Annotated in this window: 18 protein-coding genes and 1 pseudogene; 7 read left to right on the top strand and 12 right to left on the bottom strand. The window is 41.1% G+C overall.

Annotated features, from left to right (window positions below; all coding sequences use genetic code 11):
* Together L1267_RS05640 and L1267_RS05635 are read right to left on the bottom strand one after the other, a co-directional pair.
* Positions 1-223 (bottom strand): annotated as a pseudogene (locus L1267_RS05640) (IS110 family transposase); the annotation flags it as partial.
* A 531-nt stretch (positions 224-754) separates the two neighbouring features.
* The gene (locus L1267_RS05635; protein WP_138558837.1) at positions 755-901 is read right to left on the bottom strand and encodes a DUF2986 domain-containing protein; all 147 of its coding nucleotides are present in this window, start codon (positions 899-901) and stop codon (positions 755-757) included.
* Between the two features lie 156 nt (positions 902-1,057).
* On the opposite strand from L1267_RS05635, the gene L1267_RS05630 reads away from it, so the two are divergent.
* Positions 1,058-2,548 carry a dipeptidase gene (locus L1267_RS05630; RefSeq protein WP_235382320.1) on the top strand — a complete coding sequence of 497 codons (1,491 nt, stop codon included), beginning with the start codon at positions 1,058-1,060 and terminating at the stop codon, positions 2,546-2,548.
* A 65-nt stretch (positions 2,549-2,613) separates the two neighbouring features.
* Here the strand turns inward: L1267_RS05630 and L1267_RS05625 are convergent, their stop codons facing one another.
* The 4 genes from L1267_RS05625 to L1267_RS05610 all read right to left on the bottom strand — a co-directional run bounded on the left by L1267_RS05625 (position 2,614) and on the right by L1267_RS05610 (position 5,691).
* Positions 2,614-3,408 carry a putative porin gene (locus L1267_RS05625; protein WP_235382319.1) on the bottom strand — a complete coding sequence of 265 codons (795 nt, stop codon included), beginning with the start codon at positions 3,406-3,408 and terminating at the stop codon, positions 2,614-2,616.
* A 127-nt stretch (positions 3,409-3,535) separates the two neighbouring features.
* The gene (locus tag L1267_RS05620) at positions 3,536-3,964 is read right to left on the bottom strand and encodes an OsmC family protein (RefSeq protein ID WP_235382318.1); all 429 of its coding nucleotides are present in this window, start codon (positions 3,962-3,964) and stop codon (positions 3,536-3,538) included.
* An 88-nt stretch (positions 3,965-4,052) separates the two neighbouring features.
* The gene (locus L1267_RS05615; RefSeq protein ID WP_135925712.1) at positions 4,053-4,205 is read right to left on the bottom strand and encodes a DUF2256 domain-containing protein; all 153 of its coding nucleotides are present in this window, start codon (positions 4,203-4,205) and stop codon (positions 4,053-4,055) included.
* On the bottom strand, positions 4,195-5,691 hold the full coding sequence (locus L1267_RS05610) for a cryptochrome/deoxyribodipyrimidine photo-lyase family protein (RefSeq protein WP_235382317.1): 1,497 nt from the start codon (positions 5,689-5,691) through the stop codon (positions 4,195-4,197). The genes L1267_RS05615 and L1267_RS05610 overlap by 11 nt, the downstream gene beginning before the upstream one ends.
* 169 nt (positions 5,692-5,860) lie before the next feature.
* Between L1267_RS05610 and L1267_RS05605 the strand changes: the two genes are divergently transcribed.
* Entirely contained in the window at positions 5,861-6,148 is a 288-nt protein-coding gene (locus L1267_RS05605) for an EF-hand domain-containing protein (RefSeq protein WP_138558842.1), read from the top strand.
* On the top strand, positions 6,145-6,609 hold the full coding sequence (locus L1267_RS05600) for a hypothetical protein (RefSeq protein ID WP_235382316.1): 465 nt from the start codon (positions 6,145-6,147) through the stop codon (positions 6,607-6,609). The genes L1267_RS05605 and L1267_RS05600 overlap by 4 nt, the downstream gene beginning before the upstream one ends.
* 43 nt (positions 6,610-6,652) lie before the next feature.
* Here the strand turns inward: L1267_RS05600 and L1267_RS05595 are convergent, their stop codons facing one another.
* Entirely contained in the window at positions 6,653-7,252 is a 600-nt protein-coding gene (locus tag L1267_RS05595; protein ID WP_135925708.1) for an FMN-dependent NADH-azoreductase, read from the bottom strand.
* A gap of 185 nt (positions 7,253-7,437) precedes the next feature.
* Here L1267_RS05595 and L1267_RS05590 point away from each other — a divergent pair, with 185 nt between their 5' ends.
* Positions 7,438-9,363, top strand: coding sequence for an alpha/beta hydrolase family protein (locus L1267_RS05590; RefSeq protein WP_235382315.1), 1,926 nt, complete (start codon positions 7,438-7,440; stop codon positions 9,361-9,363).
* A gap of 32 nt (positions 9,364-9,395) precedes the next feature.
* Here L1267_RS05590 and L1267_RS05585 read toward each other — a convergent pair whose 3' ends face one another.
* Both L1267_RS05585 and yghU read right to left on the bottom strand, forming a co-directional pair.
* Positions 9,396-10,694, bottom strand: a complete 1,299-nt coding sequence (locus tag L1267_RS05585; RefSeq protein WP_235382314.1) for an MFS transporter — start codon at positions 10,692-10,694, stop codon at positions 9,396-9,398.
* 35 nt (positions 10,695-10,729) lie between these two features.
* A complete protein-coding gene (yghU, locus tag L1267_RS05580) occupies positions 10,730-11,569 on the bottom strand; it encodes a glutathione-dependent disulfide-bond oxidoreductase (protein ID WP_135925705.1) in 840 nt (279 codons plus the stop codon).
* A 147-nt stretch (positions 11,570-11,716) separates the two neighbouring features.
* On the opposite strand from yghU, the gene L1267_RS05575 reads away from it, so the two are divergent.
* Together L1267_RS05575 and L1267_RS05570 are read left to right on the top strand one after the other, a co-directional pair.
* On the top strand, positions 11,717-12,103 hold the full coding sequence (locus L1267_RS05575; RefSeq protein ID WP_135925704.1) for an STAS/SEC14 domain-containing protein: 387 nt from the start codon (positions 11,717-11,719) through the stop codon (positions 12,101-12,103).
* Positions 12,100-13,119, top strand: coding sequence for an endonuclease/exonuclease/phosphatase family protein (locus L1267_RS05570; protein WP_235382313.1), 1,020 nt, complete (start codon positions 12,100-12,102; stop codon positions 13,117-13,119). Before L1267_RS05575 ends, L1267_RS05570 begins: the two co-directional genes overlap by 4 nt.
* Positions 13,120-13,130: 11 nt before the next feature.
* Here the strand turns inward: L1267_RS05570 and L1267_RS05565 are convergent, their stop codons facing one another.
* Together L1267_RS05565 and L1267_RS05560 are read right to left on the bottom strand one after the other, a co-directional pair.
* Complete coding sequence (locus L1267_RS05565) at positions 13,131-13,655, bottom strand: rhomboid family intramembrane serine protease (RefSeq protein WP_235382312.1); 525 nt, start codon at positions 13,653-13,655, stop codon at positions 13,131-13,133.
* A 162-nt stretch (positions 13,656-13,817) separates the two neighbouring features.
* Complete coding sequence (locus L1267_RS05560) at positions 13,818-14,504, bottom strand: type 1 glutamine amidotransferase domain-containing protein (RefSeq protein ID WP_235382311.1); 687 nt, start codon at positions 14,502-14,504, stop codon at positions 13,818-13,820.
* Positions 14,505-14,639: 135 nt separating this feature from the next.
* On the opposite strand from L1267_RS05560, the gene L1267_RS05555 reads away from it, so the two are divergent.
* On the top strand, positions 14,640-15,551 hold the full coding sequence (locus tag L1267_RS05555; RefSeq protein WP_135925700.1) for a LysR family transcriptional regulator: 912 nt from the start codon (positions 14,640-14,642) through the stop codon (positions 15,549-15,551).
* Here L1267_RS05555 and L1267_RS05550 read toward each other — a convergent pair.
* On the bottom strand, positions 15,548-16,285 hold the full coding sequence (locus tag L1267_RS05550; RefSeq protein WP_135925699.1) for a dienelactone hydrolase family protein: 738 nt from the start codon (positions 16,283-16,285) through the stop codon (positions 15,548-15,550). The genes L1267_RS05555 and L1267_RS05550 overlap by 4 nt on opposite strands.
* Positions 16,286-16,342: the final 57 nt, after the last annotated feature.

Genomic DNA, 16,342 nt, shown 5'->3' with positions numbered 1-16,342 from the left:
TAGGTTTAACTATATGGCCAGCCTCTTTCGCTTTTCTTGCCCAATAATGCGTACCACCACATGATTCCATTGCTACTAATGATTGTTTTTCTGATACCAATAACTGAAGTAGTTTTTGTCTAGATACTTCTTTGTTGTATATAACTTGTCGCTCTTTACCTATTTTACAAACTTGATAATTATTTTTTGCTAAATCAATCGCAATAACGTTAAGATTCACCATGTATGGACTCCTTTTGTAAAAGTTTTGTCGCTTATTACGTTACCCCCTGTGGGAGGGGAGTCCATACATCTCTGTGGTTCAAATTGTCTTTTAACAAAGAGAAAAGAATGAGAAGACAATGAGGTAAAACAATAGGTTACTTGTTGTGTTCTCTAAAGCGCAGCGCCTCTAATCCTCTTTGTGCAAATAAATGTCTTTAATGTAGGCGTGAAATATATTTCGCGTTAAAACAAATTGCACAAAGAGAAAAGAATGAGAAGACAATGAGGGAAAACAATAAATTACTTTTTGTATTCTCTAAAGCGCAGCGCCTTATATCCTCTTTGTGAAAATAAATGTCTTTGACGTAGGCGTGAAGTTTATTTCGCGTTAAAACAAATTGCACAAAGAGAAAAGAATGAGAAGAAAATGAGGAAGTAATATTAAAACTTTTTTGTTTTTCTCTAAAGCGAAGCGCCTCTTATCCTCTTTGTGAATCAGTGAAGTATTGCGCGATATAAAATCGCGCCTGGGGTCTGACCGCTGGGTATTTTAATTTTCCTGCTCAGCTTCTTGCTGTGCTAATTTTTCGCGATCTGCCTTTGAGATGTATGCCGGTTTATTGCTTTTATGCAATTTTGCATTGGCGCGCTTATCTTTTTGCTTAAGTTTAGTGAAGATCTTTTTTCTGCGGTTCATGAGTCTAACAAACGAATTAATAGGGTGAATGGCTATTGTACCTTGTTGTTATTTTTAAGCGATACATTTTACTTAAATTAGAGATATCATGTCCTAGTCAGAATCGTTACAATTAACGAGTACCTTTAAAAATCTTTTTAAACTCTGGAGCTTATCTTGAAACATTCATTACTTGCTGCATTCTTATTAACTGCCTTCTCTAGTCAGGCTGATGTGTCTGAGCAAAGTGAAAAGCTGGCTAACTACGCGGTAGAGCAATATCAACAAGCGCAAATTCATACCTTAGAGAATTTAGTTTCTTACCCAACGGTGAATAAAGAAGGTTTAGCGACTCCTGATAACCCAGATTTCATTGGCTTTAAGTCGTTCTTAAAAATGAAAGCGGCGCAGTTTGGTTTTGATTATCAAGATTTAGGTTACACAGTATTAATTGGCATGGGTAACCAAGCTGATAAAGTAACCATAGTAACCCATGGTGATGTGCAACCAGCCGATGCCAGTAAATGGCAGCAAAGCCCATTTAAAATGGATAAAACCTCTGAACCTGGAAAGCTAATTGCCCGTGGTACAGAAGACGATAAAGGTGCTATTGCCACAGCATTGCATGCAATGAAGGCGATTAAAGATAACGGCATTACTTTAAATAACCGTATTGAATTAATGGTTTACCTTGCAGAAGAGTCTGACTGGGCACCACTCGAAGAGTTCATGAAAACCTATCAGCAACCCAAATATGCTGTCACCATTGATGCTTCATACCCTGTGGTTGTTGCAGAAAAAGGCTGGAGCTTAATTGCGCCGACTTTCTCAGCAACCTCTGCAAAAACAGGCTTATATGTTAGTGACTTAAAAGGCGGCGCCTTTGTTAGCCAAATCCCTGAAGATGCCAGTGTGCTTGTGCATAACGCTGATGCGGCGACAGTGGCTAAATTACACGACAATGTTGCTCAGCTTAAAAACGTAAAAGTGGCGATGACAGAGCAAGATAATGGCTTGTTAGTGCAAGTGAAGGGGATTTCAGCACATTCATCTGAGCCAGAAGCGGGTGAAAATGCCATTGCGTACCTTGCAGAAATCTTTAAAGGTATTGATCTTGAGAACAATAGCGATGGTCAAGCAATTGAGTTTATTAATCAGCTAATTGGCCTTGATTTATATGGCGCGCAATTCGGTGAAATTGCTTACAAGCATGATTTTATGGGGCCGATGACTGTTTCGCCAACGTTATTAAGCCGCGATGGTAACGATATTAAATTGTCGGTTAATATGCGCCGTCCTGTTGGTAAACAAAAAGCTGTGCTCAAACAGCAAATTAATGAAGCACTTAGCGCTTGGCAAACCTCTAACAATGTCACGTTAAAAGACACAAAAGTGGTAATTGGTACGCCAATGCTGTTAGATGGTGCACCTCACGCCCAAGCTTTACTTGATATCTTTAAGCATTTTACGGGCGATAAAGACGCGGGCTTTGTGTCAATCGGTGGTGGCACCAATGCGAAGCTATTTGATAATGCTGTTTCATTTGGTCCATCAATGCCAGGTAAAAAGTACACAGGTCACTCAGAACATGAGTTTATTACCGAAGAGCAGTTAGCGCTGAACTTAAAAATGTATACTGCAATGATGATGAAGCTAGGTAATATGTAATTCTATAAACTAAAAACGCCGCTTTATAGCGGCGTTTTTGTTTAAAACTGTTGACTCATTACTGTTTAGAATTGGGCCACAAACTTGAGGTTGTAGAGTTCAGCTGAGCCGCTTTCAGTGTAATTAGCGGTTAAATAATATTTATCATTAATAAAGTACTTACCTTGTAAAACGAGTTCAGAATCATCCAAACCTGCACCTATGGCATAGTGTTCGCCAAAGTAATAGCTGATCATGGCATTACTTGCTGAATCATTAACGCTGTCTTGATGGCCAACATCAACAGTAATGTAATGGCTGCCGCTTAAATGATTAAAGTATCTGGCTGAGAGATTCCAAACGTCGAGTTCATCATCTGTTTCTGCGCTAAAACCAAGGTAATCCTTATCGTTGATTTGGAGGTTATACTGCGCTTTTAAGCGGAAATAATCATCACCATATTCACGCACATCCCTATTTACAGAAACTTTTAAGGCATCGGCAAATAAGTAGCCTATACCTAGAGTGTAATTGTCTAAATCCCTCACATCCCTTATATCGGCTACAGCAAACCAGTTATTTAAAAAATACTCGCCAAATATACCAATGTCATTGTAATAATCTCCTCCTGAGTAATTGACTAGGATGTTTGAATCTGTATCTAGGTAACCATAATCATCGAGCACACCCGAGCTCTGCTGCTCTTCAAAGTAATAATGGCTTGCTAATTGGTAGCCATTAAAGCTATATCTGTCATGCTCTACGTGAGTGTAATTGATACTATTGAACCACTTTTTACTCACCTGTTGCTCTGTTGCGGCTGTTGAATAGCTTGAATAAGCGAGCGTTGCAAGTGCAATAGGGGCTAGTTGTTTAAACATACATATCCTTGTTGTATTTGGTTTTTGTTCCATAAAGATAATACAACAAGCAGGAATTTACATTGTAATAAAGTGTTGTGGGCCTGTTAGAATATGAAAAGGCCAAGCAGTGCTTGGCCGAACGGGATTAATTAAGCTTTGTGGTGAGTGATATCTCAGCATTCATCAGTTTAGAAATAGGGCAGCCTTGCTTGGTTTGCTCACAAAGTTGCTCAAATTTTTCAGTCGAAATATCACTTATCTTCGCACTTACATCTAGTGCGATATGGCTTACTTCGAAGCCATCGTCAACCTCATCTAGGCTAACGGTTGCTTTGGTGGTTATGTCGTCAGCCACAAAGTCTGCTTCGGTTAGTGCCAGCGACAGTGCCATACTAAAACAACTACTATGAGCAGCAGCAATAAGTTCTTCGGGGTTAGTGCCCGGTTTGCCTTCAAAGCGGGTGTTAAAGCCAAATGGCTGTTTATCAAGTGCACCGCTTTCACTAGAAATGTAGCCTTTGCCAGATTTAATATCACCAGACCAACTTGTATGTGCAGATTTTTTAATCGTCATCGTCATCTCCTTTGTAAATTTTTCGACGACCGTGAAAAGCTTTCAGGGTTTCGTGCCGAAAAGTGTGAGTTAACGATATAATTGCAACTTAAACGCCAATATTTCTTTTCGCTTCGCGCTTGCAACGCTCAGAGCAATATTTAACATGCTGCCAGTCTCGTTGCCACTTCTTACGCCACACAAATGGCCTGTCACATACGGGACAGGTTTTGCTGGGTAAATTAAGTTTTTTATGTGCCATGACGTTGCCTTTTTAGGCTAATCACATGCATACGCAGTACGGCTTTTGTGCCGCGTTTTACATCATTACGTTCTCGGAATGACCATAATCGCTCACGTGCTTGCTTGGCAGCCTTTTCTATATCGACCATAGGCTCGGGGTAGTCTTCGCCTGGTTTAAAGTTATTAAACAAAGCTTCCATTGGCGGCAGTTGCCATGGCTGGTGGATATCTTCTACAGGCAGCTCTTTAAGCTCAGGACACCATGTTTTAATAAATATGCCATCTGGGTCTTTATCTTCAGATTGCTTTATTGGGTTATATAAACGAATGATGTTGGTTCCTGTGACCGATGCTTGCATTTGGATTTGTGGGTAATGAATTCCCGGTTCAAAATCTAAAAAATAACGCGATAAAATTAAACTAACAGGATGCCAGTGAATGTTCATATGGTGGGTCATAAAGCTGACTAACATAGCGCGCATTCTAAAATTAATGTAACCAGTTGCTTTGAGGCAGCGCATACAGGCATCAATAATAGGAATGCCTGTTTGGCCTTGCTCAAAGCGATTTAGGTGCTCATCAAGGTGATCATCATCGCGATAAGGGTAGTGCTGGTAGCCTGTGTTTTGCGGAGCAAACTCCATGCTGCATTGAGTTTCAAACTTTTGCATAAAATGGCAATGCCAATGTAATCGTGACTCAAAGGCATGCAATGAACGTCGCCAACTTTTAGGTTGTTTTGGTAGGTAGTATCTCAATGTTTGATAAACCTGTCTTAGGCTTAAATTCCCCCATGCTAAATATGGAGAGAGTCTTGAGCATGAATCTCTACTTTCTGATGGGCTTGAAATACCGCTTTGGTAGCCTTTAGCTCGCTGTTCTATAAAGCTTTTAAGACAGGCTCTTGCTTCATGAGGGCCGCCATATTGAAACTGAGGATCGTGGTTTAGAAAATCGTCAAAACACTCTGCTGCTTGATAATTATTAGGTAGTACGGCTTTAAAAGCTTGCCAATTTGGTTTTACGAGAGGTTGGTTCATCACCTCGTGCCAATGAGTTTGCCAATCAAACTGTTTTGGTCGTGCTCGTTTTACTCCTCCTAATGGCGTTTCATGCCATGGAATAGCTTTATTATTTAGCCAGAGTTTTACTTGTTTATCTCGCTCGAAAGTGTTGTAAAGCCCAATTTCTTCATGACTATAAACTCCAGCAATTTCAAACTCGTCATTGAGTGTTTCTAGCAATGTAATTATCTGTTGATTATAAATGGCGATTTCAGCGTTGTATTTTTCGAGTTGTTGGTTGATGTCTTTAAGTGACTGAGCAACAAAACGCCAGTGCCTTAAGCTGTAATGGGGGTCTTCGAGCAACAGTGGCTCAAAGTTATAAATCAGTATGCAGGGCAGGTCTGATGCAATCGCATTGGCAAGTGGTTGATGATCAGAAAGTCTTAGGTCACGTTTGAACCAAACAAGATTCACTTTTTGCTTATTTGAGCTTGCCATAATCGTTGTGTTGGAAAATTGTTTTGCTTTTCATACGTAACAAGTTACAACTTCGATTAATTGCTAACGCAATCCACAAAGTTTCCACATTTGTTGCATATTACCCACACACTTTTGGTTGGCATTCAGATTATGCTTACGGTCAATTGAATGACATAAGAGGTTCGCTATGAAGCATTTATCTGCACTTTCTGTTTTAGCTATTTCATTGTTAGCCACAGCGCCCGCTTGCTTTGCTCGCGACCATCAAGGCGGTCCACCTCCACGACCTGACTTTCCGACGATTGACATTGATGGCAATGGGGTGATTGATTTTACTGAGTTTAGTGAGCAGCCTGTGCCAGAAGATATGCTGCAAACCATTTTTAATGACATGGATGCTGATCAAAATGGTGAAGTAACTGAAGACGAGTTCAACAAACATAAACCACCAAAACGTAAGGAAAATCAACGATGATCAACAGTGTTTCATCGAGTGCGAATTTTCAGCCCATGCAACGACCGCAAGCAGAGCCGTTAACCAGTGAACAAACAGAGTTAATGAATGAAACCTTAGCTCAGTTTGATCCTGAAAACTTAACTGCAGAAGATGCACAATCCATTATGCAAACATTTATGGACGCAGGTATTCAACCTGGTCAAGAAATGGAAGCAATTATGGCTGAAGCTGGCTTTGATGCCGCTGAAGTCGGTGAATTAGGTCGTCCTGAAGGTGAACGCCCGCCTGGTCCACCACCGCCGCCAAGTGGTAACTCACTAGAGCAGGTTGATACTGAAGAGGTTGTAAGTTATTTAGATGAGTTGTTAGCGCAATATTCTGATCAACTGGGAGAAGAAGATAAAGAAGCGATTCTAGCCTCTGTGCAAGAAAAGTTTGCTTTATCTGAAGGTGATTCGCTGTTATCGGTCACAGCGTAAATCACAAAGCGGTCATGATGACCGCTTTTTTATACTTTGCTGATTATAGTGCTGCAGCAAATGTGTTGATTTCGTTTTTCGCTGCTTCTAGACTTTGCTCTGCGTCTGGCATCGCTAGGCCCTCAGCATAAATAAAGTGAACGTCAGTCATACCCACAAAACCAAGTACATCTTTTAAGTATTTAGTTTGTGTATCCATGTCGGTGCCTTGATAGATACCACCACGCGCTGCAAGTACCACTACTTTTTTGCCTTCAACTAAACCTACAGGGCCTTGCTCAGTGTACTTAAAGGTAATACCTGCACGGGCAATACGATCAATCCAAGCTTTAAATGTCGAAGGAATACCAAAGTTATACATTGGCATACCAATAACGATTAACTCGTTGTCGTTAAGTTCAGCGATTAAATCATCAGATATTGCAGCAAGTGCTTTTTGTTCATCATTGCGTTCGTTTGCATCAGTCATCCAGGCAGCCATTTCTGTCTGCGTTAAGTGAGCAATGGCATTGTCGCTTAAATCGCGAGTTGTTACTGAAATTTGTTGGTTGTTAGCAAGCTGCTCAACAAATTGTTGGCTAAGCTTGGTTGAATTACCTTGTTCACCATTTAAAGATGAATTTAACACAAGTACTTTTTTCATCATGTCACCTAAGAAAACTGAATTTGTGCAGTCATTATAATTAGCAAAAAATAAATTAATAATGCTTTTAATCGAGTACTTTGTTCGTTTTAAACGAATGATTGTCAGAGGTGAAATTTCTTACATAGTCTTTTATTTTCTTTTAATGTTATTATTTAGGAACAGTAAAAAATGAAATGGACTTTATGATGAAGTACTTACTGCTTTCACTATTTTCGGTACTAAGCTTAATGCCCCGTGCTGCTGAAAACACGCAACTCCCTGTAGAATCATTCGCCTCTTTACGGGCTTTTAGTCAAGTAAAGCTCTCACCAAATGGTAGTCATCTATCGTTTATTCGAAATGTAAATGGAGAGTTGGTGTTAACGGTTTATAACCGTAAAACAGAAGAAGTCAACTCTCTGATCCGCTCAGATAACCACACTATTTTCTTTGATTGGTATGAGTGGGCGAATGATGAAGTTTTGTTGATAGGTGCACGCCGTATCCAACGTCAATTTGGTGGCCCAAAATATTCAACAACTTTTATGTATGCTTATAACATTAACGATAAAGGCAAAGTTAGACCAGCCAATGAAGCAGACTTTAATCGTGACAAGCGCCAACCGCAATTTGGCGATCAGGTCATCAGTTTTTTACCGAGTAAAAAAGACAAAATCTTAGTTCAAGGTGACTTTGATTTTGCTAATGCGCCAGGTGTGTATGAACTTGATTTATATACACTTCGTAAAAAGAAAGTGCAGCGTTCATTCAACAAAGTTACCGATTGGATTATTGACCGCCAAGGCAATGTACGTATTGCCCTTAAAATGGATGAAGACGAATTTGAATATATTCTATATGACGAAGATAGAGATAAACGTAAAACATTATTCAAATATAAAGCATTTAGCCCTGATGTAGTAAGTGTTTTGGGCTTTGATAAAGACCCTAATATTATTTATTACAAAGCACTTAAAGATGGCTACGATGCGCTTTATAAAATGAACCTAACGACCATGAAAAAAGAGTTAGTGTTTAGCGATGATAACTCTGACTTCGACGGTCATATATTCTATTCACCTTTAACTGGTGAAGTCGCAGGGTTTACTCACTCACAGCTTGATGAGGGGATCCATTACTGGGATGAAGATTTAAGCAACCTTTATAATGGCTTACGCGCTGTACTGCCAGCAGATAAGTTTGATATTGATATTATTGATACCAGCAAAGATCAGCGTCAATATGTGGTTTTGGTTACAGGTGAGCAAATCCCCGGCACCTATATGTTAGGTAACCGTGATACGAACGAGTTAACAGTATTTGTATCGGCATTTCCGGATATTGATGACACAGTTTACAGCGGTAAAAAGAAAATCAGTTATAAAGCCCGTGATGGTTTAACTATTGAAGGGTATTTAACCTTACCTGTGGGTTATAAAAAAGGTGATAAATTGCCTACCATTGTGTTCCCACATGGCGGACCAATGGCTCGTGATTACGCAGACTTTGACTATTGGACTGCGTTGCTTGCCTATAATGGTTATGCAGTGCTACAACCAAACTTTCGTGGTTCAAGTGGTTATGGTCATGAATTTGAAATGGCTGCTGTACAAGGTTTTGGTAAAGAAATGCAAGATGACTTGCAAGATGCCGCGAATTGGCTTGTTGGTGAAGGTATCGCTAATAAAGATAAAATCTGTATTGGTGGAGCAAGTTATGGTGGTTATGCCGCACTAATGGCGGTGGTTAAGCACCCTGAAACATTCAAATGTGCGGCCAGCTTTGCTGGTGTCACAGATCTTGAGCGTATTGTTAGTAAGGCACGATATTTCACCAATAAAGAAATTGTGCGTAAGCAATTTGGTACTGATGGCGATAAATTAGAAAAGGTCTCGCCAGTTAATTTTGCAAAACAAATTAATCGCCCAGTGTTACTCGTTCATGGTTCTGATGATAACGTGGTGCCTGTTTATCATAGCCGAGAAATGGAAGATGAGCTTAAAGACGAAGGCAAAGACGTAACCTATATTGAGCTTGAAGATGGTGACCACTATTTGTCGCATCAGCCGTATCGAATTAAAACATTGAAAGCGTTTTTAGAGTTCTTCGATAAGAATTTGAAAAACTGAAGAGAAAAGGCGACTTTGGTCGCCTTTTTGAATTAAGTTTCTGGTAAAAACCAAGCACTAATAGCACCTACCAAGCCTAAAAGGCTATAAAATAATATAAGCTCGGCGGTGCTTAAGTACGCATTTAGTAAGCCAACGCTGCCAAGTAACAGTAAGATAACCCCGATCACTGTATTACTAACAGAGACATAGTCTGTACGCTTGTTACCTTCTGCCATATCAACAAGATAGGTTTTACGGCCAAGGCGTACTCCTTGATGAGCTACAGTGAGTAAAAAATAACACAGTGGTAATAACCAAAACTCATTGAGAGTGGATGGGCTTAAGTAAGCAACCAAATAAACAGCAAAGCCATTAAAAGTAACGAGTATCGCAGCAAGCACTAAAACGCGGCGACTAGACAAATCACTGAGCCTACCCCAAATAGGAGCGGATACTAAGTTTGCTAGTCCTGATAGCGCCATAAACGTAGCAAGCAATGAAAAGTCGAAAGCTTGTTCACTGGCAAGTACGATATAAAAAGGGGCGCTCAAGGCCGAGCACAATAACAATGCACGAGTAATTATAAAATGTGCAAATTGCTTGTCTTGGTAAAGCAGTTTTAGTTTTTTAAGAGCATGTAGCAAGCCGTTTTCAGCGCCTTCGGTTGCGCCTTTGTATTCTTTAATACGACTGTAACTAAGCGCTGCGAAAACCCACATAAGCACAGCTAGCATCAGTGCAATATACACTCCATTCTCATAACCAAGACTTTGTAGATACCACAAACCAAGACCGAAGGTGAGTGTTGCAAATCCGGCAAAGCTGGCAGCAAGACCACTTATACCTCCGCGCTGTTGTTTAGGAATAACCTTACCTAATACATCTTTTGCAGCAATAGAGTTAAAGCCGCGAGCAAGGCTAAAAACAATCAAAAGAGCAATAATAGCAAACCCAGCGTTTGTACCTTGCAGCGTTAAAGCACAAACCAACATGCCCACAATACACAAAGCCTGCACAATCGCGCCAATTACCCACACCCACTTTCTGACGGGCAGCTTACGAATGGCACTTGCTATCGCTAGCTGTGGCAACATAGAACCTGATTCACGAATGGGCACAAGCCAAGCAATAAAACTGCTCGGCACATTAATGCTTTGTAACAGCCAAGGCAGGGTTACCTTTGGGTTTAACAAGGCGTCGGCAAACTTACTAAATAGTTGGCTCACTAATAAGGTAATAAAATTGCCGGGTACGACTTTACAAGCCGCCTCATCAATTGCTTTGCAGGCACGGGCATCTTCGGTGTTACTAAGGCGTTGGTATATGTCTTCTTTGCTGAGTTTTTTCATATAGTTAGTATTTATGAAAAAGGGCCGTTAAGCCCTTAAAAATCATCTTTAGAGTGGCGTTCAGCTAATTGTTCAGCTTCATCACCCCATGTGCGGTTTACTCGGCGACCACGTTTTACGGCAGGGCGACGTTCGATTTGTTTTGCCCAGCGTATTACATGACTATATGACTCGACATCTAAAAACTCAGCTGCATCATATAAATAGCCAAGCACTAGGCTGCCATACCAAGGCCAAATAGCAATGTCGGCAATTGAGTATTCACTGCCCGCCATATAATCATGGTCACTTAGGTGACGGTTTAACACGTCTAACTGACGTTTAACTTCCATTGTGAAGCGGTCAATCGGATACTGCATTTTATAAGGTGCATAGCTATAAAAATGGCCAAAACCACCGCCTAAGTAGGGGGCAGAACCCATTTGCCAAAACAGCCAATTGCGACATTCTGTTTTACTAGTATGATCGCTTGGGATCAGTGCATCAAACTTCTCTGCTAAGTACTGTAAAATAGCCCCTGACTCAAACACGCGAGTAACAGGTGTAGTACTGTGATCCATTAAGGCTGGAATTTTTGAATTAGGATTTACACTAACAAACCCAGAAGAGAATTGATCACCATCGCCGATCTTAATTAAAAATGCATCGTAGTCGGCTTCATCAATACCTAGCTCTAATAGCTCTTCGAGCATAATGGTGACTTTTTGACCATTCGGTGTTGCAAGTGAGTAGAGTTGAAGGTTGTGTTTACCAACGGGCAAGTCTTGTTCGTGGGTCGCACCTGAGACCGGGCGATTAGTCTTAGCCCATTCACCACCGTTTTCTGCATCCCATTGCCACACTTTAGGTGGCGTATAACTGTCGGTATTACTCATTGAAACTCCCTAAATTGTGCTTTAATGAATGTTATTACGAGATTACCATCCTAGTTGATCAACCTAAGCAAGGGAAGTAGAGTTATAAAATAGTATTATGTCGATATTGTTAACTTGTTAAGTTTAAATAATTTTCAGGAGGCTGTTATGAAAAAGCATGGCTTAGCTATTGGTTTAGAGCGAACAGGCACTACCTTTTACCTTACCTTAAAAGTGGTGGGTAAATTGACTCACGACGATTATTCGACCTTAACGCCACTGGTTGATAATGCACTTGCTTCGGTGCCTCGGGTCAAAATGAGAGTGTTTGTAGATATAACAGAGCTTGAAGGATGGGAATTACAAGCGGCGTGGGATGATTTTAAATTTGGCTTAAAACATAACAAAGAGTTTTGTCGCATTGCGGTACTGGGTAATAAAAAATGGCAACAAGTTGCTAGTAAAGTTGGTAATTGGTTTACCAGTGGCGAAGTTAAGTATTTTGAAGATGCAACAATCGCTCGCGAATGGCTATATGAACAAGGACATAAGTGACAGACTATAATCAATTAAAGGTCGCAACATTTAATTTATATAATTATTTAGCGCCACCTGACGCATTTTATGATTTTCAGCGTATTTATAGTGCTGAGCAATGGGCCAAAAAGCAGCGCTGGTTGGCCGATTACCTTAAAAATCAGCAGCCAGACATTATTGGCTTTCAAGAAGTGTTCAGTATCAATGAACTGAAACAACAAGTTAACGCAGAGGGTTACCCCTATTTTGCAGTAGTTGATGAGCCAACTGTTATTGATGACTTTATTTATCGCGATCCAGTTGTCGCGATTGCCTCACGTTATAAAATTGTCGATGTAAGTCAGGTTGAGGCAGAGCAAGATGATGCTTTAGCCATGGGCTTAAGCGCTAATTTCAACTTTAGTCGCCGCATTATTCGCGCGACACTTGAAGTACCTCACTTAGGGCACGTCGATTGCTATGTGGTGCACTTTAAATCAAAGCGCAGCATGCTCCTTCATCAGGATGATGAAAGCCACAGTGAACAGCAAAACTTAGTTATGCAGTTAAAATCACAAGCTCTTGGGCGCTGGGCATCCAGCATACAGCGTGGCAGTGAAGCCGTATTGTTACTCGTTGAAATCATTAAACGCAGAGCGCACAGCAATAACCCGGTGATTGTAATGGGGGATTTTAATAATGAGTTACACGATGGCGTGCTTAACCACCTAATAGCTGATCATCTTCGCTTTAGCGGTCATAGGCAAAATAGCCCATCTCGTTCAGAGTTTAAACTACAAGATAGTTGGCAACTGTATCAGCGCCATGTTGTAATCGAAAATGATAGAGAAGCAACCCACTATTTTGGCAGTAGCAGCTCAGTGTTTGATTATATTTTGTTATCTCGAGAGTTTGATGCTGGGTTTCAGAGCAGTTTTTTTGAAGTGGTGGATTATCACACCTACGATCAGCACTTGATCAACCCGCAATTTGCCTATGATGATCAAAGCACCGACCATGGCGTTGTGATGGTGACAATGAAGCTGAGAAGCTAGAAGCTTTAAGTTTAAAGCTTCAGATTCTTATGTTTATCACGTTTTGCCATAATATAACCGATGAATGCGCCGCTAATTGCGCCGAATAAATGGCTTTCGAATGAAATATGGATGCGCTGCGGGAATACACCCCAAATTAGGCCGCTGTATAACACAACAACCGCAATACTGATTAAAATGGCTTTGAATGAACGGTGCATAATGCCGTAGCTAATTAAGTAGCCCCATAAACCGTATATAACACCACTTAGTCCAACATGAATGTTGCTGCGGCCAAATAGCCATACTAGTAATCCACCAATAAGCGCTGTGCCTGCAAACACCAGCCAAAAGCGTTTTACGCTAAATTGGCAAACTAGCCATGCAAGAATAGCAAAAGGCACTAGGTTACTAAAAAGGTGCGCCCAACCACCATGTAAAAATGGCGCAAAAAACACCCCTGATAGACCTGACATTTGCCTTGGTAAAATCCCTAAACCATTCAAATTGATGCCGGGTAGGGTATTAATTATTTGCAGTACCAAGCACACCAGCATAATGCCTAAAATGGCGAATCGCTTACTACTGATAGGAGGAAGTTTGACAGCTTTTTTTCAGTCATGATGAGAAGCTCTTAAATCAAGGTGACCGAACGAGTATAACTTATTAAAAGTGAAGGTAAACACCCTGCTAAGCAAGGTGTTTACTAAAGGCTTGGGTTAACCTAATTTGGTAAGTAGTTTTTTCGCAGCAAGCTCTGAACTTGCAGGGTTTTGCCCTGTGATTAGTAGGCCACCTTCAATCGCAAGCTCGCCCCAATCATCGGTTTTTTGATACTGACCACCTTGTTTGATTAACTCATCTTCAACAAGTAATGGCACTACATTGGTAAGTTGTACAGCGTCTTCTTCTGAGTTGCTAAAGCCAGTTACTTTTTTATCAAACACAACAGATTTACCAGCTGCATTTTTCGCATTAAGTAATACTGCACTGGCGTGACACACTGCACCTACTGGCTTATCTGAATTAAGAAATTGCTCAATTAAATTGATCGAATCTTGGTTATCAACTAAATCCCATAACGGACCATGGCCGCCTGGGTAAAACACCGCATCGTAATCACTGGCTTTTACGTCAGCCAGAGGTTTTGTATTAGCCATTAAGGTTTGTGCTGCGCTGTCTTGATCAAAGCGTTTTGTAGCATCAGTTGCAGCATCAGGTGCCGCACTGTTTGGATCAATAGGAGGTTGGCCACCTTTAACAGAGGCTAAAGTTACCTCTGCACCAGCATCAATAAAGGCGTAGTAGGGCGCGGCAAATTCTTCAACCCAAAAGCCCGTTTTATGGCCGGTATCGCCAAGCTCATCGTGTGAAGTAAGTACCATTAAAATTTTCTTAGCTGACATAGTGAATCCCTTTTTTGCTTATTAAACATCGTTAATAACACTATAGGGGTGAAAATCGAGTTAAACAACGCAGATAAATTTGACTTCATTGGTTTAATAATTGATACAATTATTCAGGTTAGATTAGGAGTTTGTATGAAAGTATCGTTTGAGCAATTAAAAAGCATGGTGGTGTTTGCCCATATTGTGCAGCAAGGCAGCTTAACTAAAGCGGCTCAACAACTTGGTTTATCAAGGGCCGTTGTCAGTTACCACTTAAAGAAATTAGAACAGCAATTAAAGCTGACGTTACTTAATCGCTCAACGCGCACCATGACCCTCACCGAAGCAGGAATGGCTTATTACGAACGTTGTCAGGCTATCACTGAGCATGCTGAGGCTGCTAACTTACACCTTGAAAACTTAAAGAGTGAGCCCGTTGGGGTTATTAAATTGAGTTGTCCGGTGAATGTTGGCTTACAACTTGTGGTACCGGCACTGGCCCAGTTTAAGCGTTTGTATCCAAAAATTGATATCGATTTACAGCTCAGTGATGATGTGGTTGATATCATCAAAGAGGGCTATGACTTAGCGATTAGAGGCGTAGCCCTTGAGAGCTCAAATCTACAAGCCACTAAGTTTGCAAGTCTGGCGACCTGCATATGTGGCTCAGTCGATTACTTTACAAAATACCCTATACCAAAGAGCATTGCCGATTTAGCTGAGCATACGTGGGTGGTGTATCAACCAAGTAGTGCCATTGTCACACTCGAAAAAGATAAACGCCGCTATGAGGTGCCTGTTAGTGGTGGCATAAGTACCAATAATGCTGCTGCGCGAACAGCTTTTGTTGAAGCTGGGCATGGTTTAGCGAAGATCCCTGTTTATGATGCACTGCCAAGGATCAAAGCGGGATTGTTACGGACAATCTTAGATGATTACAAAACCGCAGATATTGAACTTTATGGCGTATTCCCGCCAGGGGCGGCGGGAAGTAAAAAGCTGCGGGTTTTACTTGATTACTTGAAGGATTATTTTACTAATCAAGTAGCTACTATGACGATTTAAACAAGCGTGCGGTTAAATAAAGCAACGGCTTGTTGATACATGCTGATGGCAAGGGCTGGGTCGTATCGGTCGCCTTCGTCGCGCATAAAGGCATGTTGGGCGTTAACCTCTTGCCACTGGTAATTAATTCCTGTTGCCACCGCTTGTTGGTAAATTTTAAGGCGGCCTTCTTTTGGTACATGTGGGTCTTGTTTACCCCAAATAAAATGAATTTCACCTTTAATATCTGCCATGCGCTCAAACGAGTTATTACCCGCTTGTGCAGGCAAGGTATCGCTGTGTATATCTGTCGCGTATAAACAAAAAGCGGCCTTGATACTTGGGTTTAATGCAGCGCGGTACGCGAGGTGACCACCAATACATACGCCCATGGCACCTACATTTCCTGTGCAGTAATCTTGCTGACGCGCAAATGCAATTAAAGCGTCAGTATCTGAGTCATGGCTCTCAAGCGGTTTTGCCCATTTGTCGGCATTGCCTTTGTCTTTACCTGCATCATCGTAGGCAAGTACCGTTCCAATAGGATTTAACTCATGAAAAACTTCTGGCACTAATACGACAAAGCCATGACCAGCAAGTATTGCAGCAGAGCGCGCAATCGGCGCTGTTTCTTGGAAGATCTCAGAATAGAAAATAACACACGGGTATTTACCTTCTTCTACAGGACGATAAATGCTGGTGCGCATTGCGCCTGTGTTGGTCGCTATGTCGTGGCTATGGTGCTGAATAATCATGTTAATCCTTGTAAAATCGGTTTAGCTAATAATACCTCAGCCCCACCTTTTGGACGA

The organism is Pseudoalteromonas sp. OFAV1, from assembly GCF_021532595.1.
In the GTDB taxonomy this organism is placed as follows: Bacteria; Pseudomonadota; Gammaproteobacteria; order Enterobacterales; family Alteromonadaceae; genus Pseudoalteromonas; species Pseudoalteromonas lipolytica_C.
This window is presented reverse-complemented; position numbering and strand designations above follow the sequence as displayed.